10 protein-coding genes are annotated in these 7,857 nt (G+C 72.4%); 1 reads left to right on the top strand and 9 read right to left on the bottom strand.

Features of this window, described 5'->3' with window-relative positions:
- Positions 1–202: 202 nt before the first annotated feature.
- The 9 genes from lepB (ABZ719_RS25090) to ABZ719_RS25130 all read right to left on the bottom strand — a co-directional run bounded on the left by lepB (ABZ719_RS25090) (position 203) and on the right by ABZ719_RS25130 (position 6,510).
- The gene (gene lepB, locus ABZ719_RS25090; protein WP_366727426.1) at positions 203–1,075 is read right to left on the bottom strand and encodes a signal peptidase I; all 873 of its coding nucleotides are present in this window, start codon (positions 1,073–1,075) and stop codon (positions 203–205) included.
- Entirely contained in the window at positions 1,053–2,192 is a 1,140-nt protein-coding gene (gene lepB / locus ABZ719_RS25095; RefSeq protein WP_366727427.1) for a signal peptidase I, read from the bottom strand. The genes lepB (ABZ719_RS25090) and lepB (ABZ719_RS25095) overlap by 23 nt, the downstream gene beginning before the upstream one ends.
- Complete coding sequence (lepB, locus tag ABZ719_RS25100; RefSeq protein ID WP_366727428.1) at positions 2,185–2,916, bottom strand: signal peptidase I; 732 nt, start codon at positions 2,914–2,916, stop codon at positions 2,185–2,187. The genes lepB (ABZ719_RS25095) and lepB (ABZ719_RS25100) overlap by 8 nt, the downstream gene beginning before the upstream one ends.
- Before the next feature lie 45 nt (positions 2,917–2,961).
- Positions 2,962–3,312, bottom strand: coding sequence for a 50S ribosomal protein L19 (gene rplS, locus ABZ719_RS25105; RefSeq protein WP_037862172.1), 351 nt, complete (start codon positions 3,310–3,312; stop codon positions 2,962–2,964).
- 133 nt (positions 3,313–3,445) lie between these two features.
- Complete coding sequence (gene trmD, locus ABZ719_RS25110) at positions 3,446–4,279, bottom strand: tRNA (guanosine(37)-N1)-methyltransferase TrmD (protein WP_366727429.1); 834 nt, start codon at positions 4,277–4,279, stop codon at positions 3,446–3,448.
- On the bottom strand, positions 4,279–4,881 hold the full coding sequence (gene rimM, locus ABZ719_RS25115; RefSeq protein WP_366727430.1) for a ribosome maturation factor RimM: 603 nt from the start codon (positions 4,879–4,881) through the stop codon (positions 4,279–4,281). The genes trmD and rimM overlap by 1 nt, the downstream gene beginning before the upstream one ends.
- A gap of 89 nt (positions 4,882–4,970) precedes the next feature.
- Positions 4,971–5,210 (bottom strand): RNA-binding protein, encoded by a 240-nt coding sequence (locus tag ABZ719_RS25120; RefSeq protein ID WP_030612780.1) that lies wholly within the window; start codon positions 5,208–5,210, stop codon positions 4,971–4,973.
- Positions 5,211–5,215: 5 nt separating this feature from the next.
- Positions 5,216–5,635 (bottom strand): 30S ribosomal protein S16, encoded by a 420-nt coding sequence (rpsP, locus tag ABZ719_RS25125; RefSeq protein ID WP_037862168.1) that lies wholly within the window; start codon positions 5,633–5,635, stop codon positions 5,216–5,218.
- A gap of 275 nt (positions 5,636–5,910) precedes the next feature.
- Positions 5,911–6,510, bottom strand: a complete 600-nt coding sequence (locus tag ABZ719_RS25130; protein WP_037862167.1) for a hypothetical protein — start codon at positions 6,508–6,510, stop codon at positions 5,911–5,913.
- Positions 6,511–7,043: 533 nt separating this feature from the next.
- Here ABZ719_RS25130 and ABZ719_RS25135 point away from each other — a divergent pair.
- Positions 7,044–7,857 (top strand): methyltransferase domain-containing protein (locus ABZ719_RS25135; RefSeq protein ID WP_366727431.1); only part of this gene is annotated, 814 nt, incomplete at its 3' end.

Here is a 7,857-nt window from a genome sequence, read left to right on the forward strand (position 1 = left end):
GGTACCCAGCCCGGGGAGCCCCCTTCCGGGGCCGGAGCCACAGCTCCACGGGGGTTTCACAGGGGTGTACGGCACGGGCGGGAGTCCGGCGGCGGCGCCGGGCCCCGGCCGGGGCGAGCGGTCGCCGCCGTGGTCGCGAAAACCGGTGCCGGTCAGCGGCTCCCGGCCGCCGAGGTCGCGCTACCGGTGCCGGTGATGCCGGTCAGCGGCTCCCGGCCGCCGTGGTCGGCGTACCGGTGCCGGTCTGCGGCTTCAGGGTCCGCTTGCGCCGCCAGACGACGAGCGGCACCGCGGCGGTGAGGGCCACTCCGCCGGGGGCCACCGTCAGCGCGCCGGCCGCCGAGGACTGCTCCCCGATGCCCTGCTGGTCGAAGGTGTCCGGGACGGGCAGGGTGCCCCAGCGGTTGACCGGCCAGGCGCGCACGATGGCACGGCCCACGACCTCCTTGACCGGGACCATGCCGTGGTTCTTGTCGGCCTGGTTGTAGCGCGAGTCCCGGGAGTTCTGGCGGTGGTCGCCCATGACCCAGATGAAGCCCTCGGGGACCTTGACCTTGAACTGGCCGCCCTGGTCGTCCTGGCTGCACGGGGTGTTGCCCGGGTAGACGTACGGCTCGTTCAGCGCCTTGCCGTTGACCTTCAGGGGGCCCGTGCCGTTGCACTCGACGGTGTCGCCGCCGACACCGATGACCCGCTTGATCAGGTCCTTCTCCTCCGCGGACGGCATCAGGCCGATCCAGCTGAGCACGGTCTGCAGCGCGTTGGGCTTGGCCGTCGGCTCGCCGGCCAGCCAGTCGTCCGGGTCGTGGAAGACGACGACCTCGCCGCGGTCGGGCTCGGAACCGAACCACGGGGTCAGTTTGTCGACCAGGACCCGGTCACCGCGCTGCAGCGTGTTCTGCATCGAGTCGGACGGGATGGAGAACGCCTGGACCAGGAACGTCTTGATCAGGAGCGCCAGCACCAGGGCGATGACGATCAGGATCGGCAGTTCCTTCCAGAAGGACCGCGGCTTCCTCGCCTCCGGGCTGCCTGTGCCGGGGGCCTGCTCATCACTGTGGTTGTGCTCCGTCACCGTGCCGTCCTCGGCTGTCGTGCTCTCGTTCCCGGAGGTCACGGCGTTGTCCGCAGCAGGGGCCGCCGCGTCCACGGGGTGTCCGCGGTGCTCCTCGCCGTCGCTGCCGGACCGTGCGCCAACCGCCACATCCCCCACGCCAACTCCTCACTCCGCGCCACCGCCTGCCCCGTCCACGGCGCAGGCCCACCACTCCCATAACGAGCGGGAGTTCCGCAGGGCTCGGGAGTTGAACCGATCTGTTGGGATCGTAGGGGGCAACCCTATGCGACGGCGGCCCGGCGGCGTCCGACCCGGCCGCCGAGTCGGAGACCGCGGCGAAGGTTTCCGGCTCCCGCAGCGTGGCCCAGTGGCCGAAGGGCCAGCCGATCACCAGGGCCCGTCCCACCACGGACTTCTCCGAGACCGTGCCGCCGTAGGCGGTGTTCCGGTGGGCGCGTGAGTCGGCGGAGTTGCCCCGGTGGTCACCCATCACCCACAGCCGGCCCTCGGGGACCGTGATGTCGAACGGGGTGTCGGAGGGGGCGTTGCCCGGGTAGAGGTAGTCCCCCTCGTTCAGGGGAACGCCGTTGACGGTCACCCGCCCCTGCACGTCACAGCACTTGACGTGGTCGCCGCCGACCCCGATGACCCGCTTGATCAGGTCCTTCTCGTCGTCGGAGGGCAGCAGGCCGATGAAGGTGAGGGCCTCCTTGACCTGCTTGACCACGATCGGGTCGTTCTTCTTCGCGGTCTCCTCGCCGTCCAGCCAGCCCCCCGGATCACGGAAGACGACGACGTCCCCGCGTTTCGGCTCGGCGCCGAACCAGGGGGTGAGCTTGTCGACGAGGACCCGGTCGCCGATGCGGATCGTCTGTTCCATGGAGCCCGACGGGATCACGAACGCCTGCACGAGGAAGGTCTTCAGCACCAGCGCTATGAGGACGGCCACGCCGACCAGCAGGGGGATCTCCCGTACGGCGGAGCGCCGGCGCTTGCGCTTGACCTTGCGCTGCAGCTTGCGCCGCTCCGCCCGGGTGCGCCCGCCGGCCGGGCTCGCCGGCCGCCGGTCCCCGGTGGGCCGCGGGTCGTCGGCGGGGCCGGGCTGCGCGCCGCGCGGTCTGCCGCGGTTACCCATGGGCACCGCCCGCCGGGGTGGGAGCGGGCACGCGCGCGTAGGCACCGGGCCGGGTGAGGCGGGTCCAGTGACCGAGGGGCCAGGCGATCCAGTCGGCCCGGCCTATCACGTCCCCGACCGGGACCATGCCGCCGCCCGGGGAGCCCAGGTGGTCGCGCGAGTCGCTGGAGTCGCCGCGGTGGTCGCCGAGGACGAACAGCGTGCCCTGCGGCACCACGACGTCGAAGGGCACCGCGGAGGGACTGTCACCCGGATGAAGGAACGCCGACTCGTCGACCGGCTCTCCGTTCACCTCGATCCTGCCCTTCTCGTCGCAGCAGACCACGTGGTCTCCCCCCACACCCACCACGCGTTTGACGTAGTCGGCGTCCCCGAAGTACCCGGTGCCGTCGAACACGACGACATCGCCGCGCCGCGGCCCGGCACCGAAACGGTAGGCCACCTTGTCGACGAGGATCCGGTCCCCGATCCTCAGTCCCGGTTCCATGGACCCGCTGGGGATCTGGAACGGCTGCACCACGAACGCGTTGAGGAGCAGCAGGAGGACCAGGCCGGTCAGCGCGGACAGGGTGATCCGCCCGCCGGGGACGCGGCCGGTGAGGCGCGCCGCCAACGACGAACGCGACCGGTCCTCCGGTCCCTGCGTGTCCGGGGTCCGTTCGGATCCGGCAGCGGAGGGGCGGGAGGAGCGGTCGCGCTCGGTCGGCTGTGCTTCGGTGTCCATCGGGGCGGAATGCTATCCCGCCCCGATGTGAACCCCCGAAAGCGCTCAGTTGTCGCGCTTCTCCTTGATCTTCGCGGCCTTGCCGCGCAGCTCACGGAGGTAGTACAGCTTGGCGCGGCGCACGTCACCACGGGTGACCAGCTCGATCTTCTCGACGATCGGGGTGTGCACCGGGAAGGTGCGCTCGACGCCGACGGAGAACGAGACCTTGCGGACCGTGAAGGTCTCGCGCACGCCGGAACCCTGGCGGCGGATCACCACGCCCTTGAACTGCTGCACACGGGAGCGGTTGCCCTCGATGACGCGGACGTGCACGTTGACGGTGTCACCCGGGCGGAAGGCCGGGATGTCGTCGCGGATCGACGCGGCGTCGACGGTGTCGAGCAGGTGAGACATGTCTCTGCTTTCTTCGCTGATGCCACAGGTCATCAACGGGAACTAGGATTTCCGGAAGGTCTGCCGGGCGGTCGGGGCGGTCGTCGTGTCCCCCTGTGGCAGGGGCGCCCGCCGGACAGCACACAGCAGCGGCCTATTCTTCCACGTCGCCGGTCCTGCGCCAAAATCGGCCGTACGGCTCCCCCGCCGGGTCGGGCGACCAGCCCAGGATGGACAGCATCTCACGGTCCTTCTTGTCGAAGGCCGCGGGGGCGCAGCGCTCGATGAGGTCGGGCCGGTTGGCCGTGGTGCGCCGCAGCGCCTCGTCGCGGCGCCAGCGGGCGATCTTCCCGTGGTGGCCGCTGAGCAGCACGTCGGGGATGTCCCGGCCGCGCCAGAGGGGCGGCTTGGTGTAGACGGGGCCCTCCAGGAGGCTCGCCATGGCCCCGGGCGCGAAGGAGTCGTCCCGGTGCGACTCGGCGTTGCCGAGGACGCCGGGCAGCAGACGGGCCACGGCCTCGGTGACGACCAGCACGGCCGCCTCCCCGCCGGCGAGGACGTAGTCGCCGATGGACACCTCGTAGACGGGTATCCGGGTGGCGTACTCGTCCACGACGCGGCGGTCGATGCCCTCGTAGCGGGCCGGGGTGAAGATCAGCCAGGGGCGCTCGGACAGCTCGACGGCGAGTTCCTGGGTGAAGGGACGGCCGCTGGGGGTCGGGACGATCAGCGCGGGCGCGCGGGAGCCCGTCTCGTAGCCGTCGGCCAGGACACTGTCCAGGGCGTCGCCCCACGGTTCGGTCTTCATGACCATGCCGGGGCCGCCGCCGTAGGGCGTGTCGTCGACCGTGTTGTGGCGGTCGTACGTCCACTCGCGCAGGTCGTGCACGTGCACGTCCAGCTGTCCACGCGCGCGTGCCTTGCCGACGAGGGAGACGTTCAGCGGTTCGAGGTACTCGGGGAAGATCGTGACGACGTCGAGGCGCATCAGGAGGCTTCCCCCGAGCCGCCGGAGCCGTCGTCGGTGGAGGCGCCGCCGGATCCGGAGCCCTCCTCGCCCCGGGCGGAGGCGATCTCGGCGCGGTCGTCGATCAGGCCCGGCGGCGGGGCGATGACGGCCCGCTGCTCCTCCAGGTCGATCTCGGTGACGATCTCCTCCACGAACGGGATCATCACCTCGCTGCCGTCGGCGCGTTCGACGATGAACAGGTCCTGGGAGGGCAGGTGCGAGATCTCGGTGATCCGGCCGACCTCCGTGCCGTCCTCGGTGACCACGTCGAGGTCGATCAGCTGGTGGTCGTAGTACTCGTCCTCCTCCTCGGGCAGCTCGTCCGGGTCGACGTCCGCGATGAGGAGGGTGTTGCGCAGCGCCTCGGCGGCGGTGCGGTCGGCGACGCCCTCGAACCGCAGCAGCAGGCGCCCGCTGTGGACGCGGCCCGTCTCGATGGTGAGCGGTCCCGCCGAGGCGGGATCGGTGGCGAGTACGGCGCCGGGCGCGAGCCTGAGTTCCGGCTCGTCGGTACGTACCTCGACGGTGACCTCGCCCTTGATGCCGTGGGCGCGGCCGATCCGTGCGACTACCAGCTGCACGTGTCCAGATCTCCTGTCGTACGACTACGGGCCGGGGACGGCCCTTGACGGCCCTCCCCGGCCCGAGCCGGTTGCGATGCGATGAAGCGTCAGCGGACGTCGTCCACATCGACGAGGTCGACGCGGACGCCCCGGCCGCCGATGGCGCCCACGACGGTGCGCAGGGCGCGTGCGGTGCGACCGTTGCGGCCGATCACCTTGCCGAGGTCGTCGGGGTGGACCCGCACCTCGAGCACACGTCCGCGACGCAGGTTGCGCGAGGCGACCTGCACATCGTCAGGGTTGTCGACGATGCCCTTCACGAGGTGCTCAAGCGCCTCTTCGAGCATGCTGCTCAGGCCTCGGTGGACTCGGACTCGGCAGCGGCCTCGTCCTTCTTCTCAGCCTTCTTCTTCTGGGTGATGGCCTCACCCTTGCCCTCGTCCTCGCCGCCGAGCGACTCGAACGACGGACGGGCGGCCTTCTCCTGCGGCTGGAGCAGGGGCGCCGGGGCGGGCTCGCCCTTGAACTTCTGCCAGTCGCCGGTCTTCTTCAGGATGGCGAGCACGGGCTCGGTCGGCTGGGCGCCGACACCGAGCCAGTACGCCACGCGCTCGGCGTCGACCTCGATGCGCGAGGGGTTCTGCACCGGGTGGTACAGGCCGATCTCCTCGATGGCCCGGCCGTCACGGCGGGTACGGGAGTCGGCGACGACGATGCGGTAGTGAGGCGAACGGATCTTGCCCAGACGCTTCAGCTTGATCTTGACTGCCACGGGAGTGGGTTCTCCTGGATTGACGTGGTGGGGCACGGCGGGACGCCGCGTGGGGTTGCGGTACCCGAATGCCCGATGGACGCGTCAGCCGGAGGAGAGAGGGGTCCTGTGCGGCTGTCGAGTACAGCTAGCCATTGTGCCACACCCGGCGGCACCCTCCCGGCGCGGGGTGGGCGCCGCCGGGGCACGCCACAGGGGCACCCGGCGGCCGGGTGCCGTCGTGCCCGGACCACCGGCCGGCGGCCGGAGCGCGGCTGCCACGAGCAGCCGCGCTCTCAGCCCGCCGCGCCGACGACCTCCGGGATCCGGAACGGCTTGCCGCACCCGCCGCACACGATCGGGGCCTGGGCCAGGACCGAGGGGACGACGCGTACGTTGCGCCCGCAGTCGCAGACGGCCTTGACCCGGACCCCGCCGCCGGAGGAGCCGTGGCGGGCGGCCGGGCCGCGGAAGCTGCGGCCGGTGTCGGCGGTGGTGGCCGCCGTGTGCGCCTTCAGGGCGCGCTGGAGGCGCTCGATCGTCGGGCGGTAGCGGCGCTTGGCCTCGGGGCTGAGCGTGACCAGGGAGAAGCCGCTGCTGGGATGCGGCTCGTCCGGGTGGTCGAGGCCCAGCTCCTCGGCGATGGCCAGGAACCGGCGGTTGTGGTAGCGGCCGGCGCGGGAGGTGTCACGCACCCCGCGGGCGGCGGCGATGCCGTGGACTGCCTCGTGGAGCAGTCGCTCGAAGGAGAGCTCGTGCCCGCACGCGGACGACGACTCCCCGATCAGGGACTCGGGGGCGGCGAGATCGGGCAGCTCGGGGTGGTACCGCTGAATGTCGGCCCACGCCTGCGCCAGCTCCGCTGCGAGAACAGGTGGTGTCTGTGTCGTGCTCACGTAATGACAACGAGCGGGAGTGCCACTGTGTTCCTATTCCGGGGCATCCCAAATAATTTGCACGTACCCGTCAGTTGCCGCTGATGCGTCCTGACGAGGGCGGGTGCGCTGATCTGCGGAGAAGCCTCACAGCTGATACCAAGGTGGTGCGTAGCCCCGCATACGCACCGGCGCGTAGGGCCTTCACGCACGCCGGTGCACAGGTACGCGCGCGGTGTACAAGAGACGTTTCGGCCGCTTCCCCGGCGGAAGGCTGTACGCGGTGAGCGTGCGCGGCGACGGTGACGTTACCGGGCGCGCCCCAGGTGTCCCGCACCACCCCACCCCCGGCCGTCCGCGACGGGACGGCAAGGCCCGGGTTTCCGGGATGTGAAATCTCCGGGCGAGGGGCCCGGAACGGACGAAGATGCCCTCACGACCCCTGGACGCCATGCGGAGCGGGGAGTTACCTGGCATACGGAAGTGCGCGCGCACTGCACGGGGGCCACGGAATCGGCACAGCGGCAATTCTCGGCGGATTGGGGCGCTTATCCATGACACCTACGCTCGTGCGTCAGCACCTGCCTCACGCGGGCCCCGCGCCCGGGGTGGACCTGCGTGCACGCGCGCGTGACTGGTCGGAGATCCAGGAGCGGATGCTGGTGCCGCTCTACGAGGCCGTCTACGAGCGGCTGGAGGTGGGCACCGGCACCCGGCTGCTGGCCCTCGGCTGCGGCTCCGGGCTCGCCCTGCTCATGGCGTCCGCCAGAGGGGCGGCGGTCACCGGCGTCGACTCCTGCCCCGAACGGCTGGCCCTGGCACGGCAGCGGCTGCTGCCCGAGGCGCCCGGAGCGCCGGGCACGCGCGCGCGTGCGGACGCCCGGATCGTCCAGGGGCCCCCGGACGCCCTCGGCGCCGCACCGTCCGCCGCGGACCGCGACGGGACCCGCGGCACCGCCGGGCGCGGCTCCACGGGGCGCGGCTCCACGGAGCGCCACACCGCCGGGGCCCGCGGCGTCCCTGGCGCCCCCGGCGCCCCCGGCGGTCCAGGCGTCCCCGACGGCTGCGCCACCCACAGCCCCCTCGGCACCGACGCGGCGGCCGGCGCGGCACCGGGCGCCGCGCCCTACACGCTCGTCACCGCCTTCGAGCCCCTCGGGTGCCTTACGGGCGACGCGCAGGACCCCGCCGGGCCGCTCGCGGCGGCGGTGCCGCTCGCCGAGCGCGGGGCGCCGGTGGTGCTGGCGGGCTGGGGGCCGCCGGAGCGGTGCGCGGCGTCGGGGGGGGGGGGGCCCGCCCCCCCCGGCCCCCCCCCCCCCCCCCCCCCGCGCCCGGGGGGGGGGGGCGGGGCCCCCCCCCCCCCCCAGC

Source organism: Streptomyces sp. NPDC006743, from assembly GCF_040703815.1.
Taxonomy (GTDB): domain Bacteria; phylum Actinomycetota; class Actinomycetes; order Streptomycetales; family Streptomycetaceae; genus Streptomyces.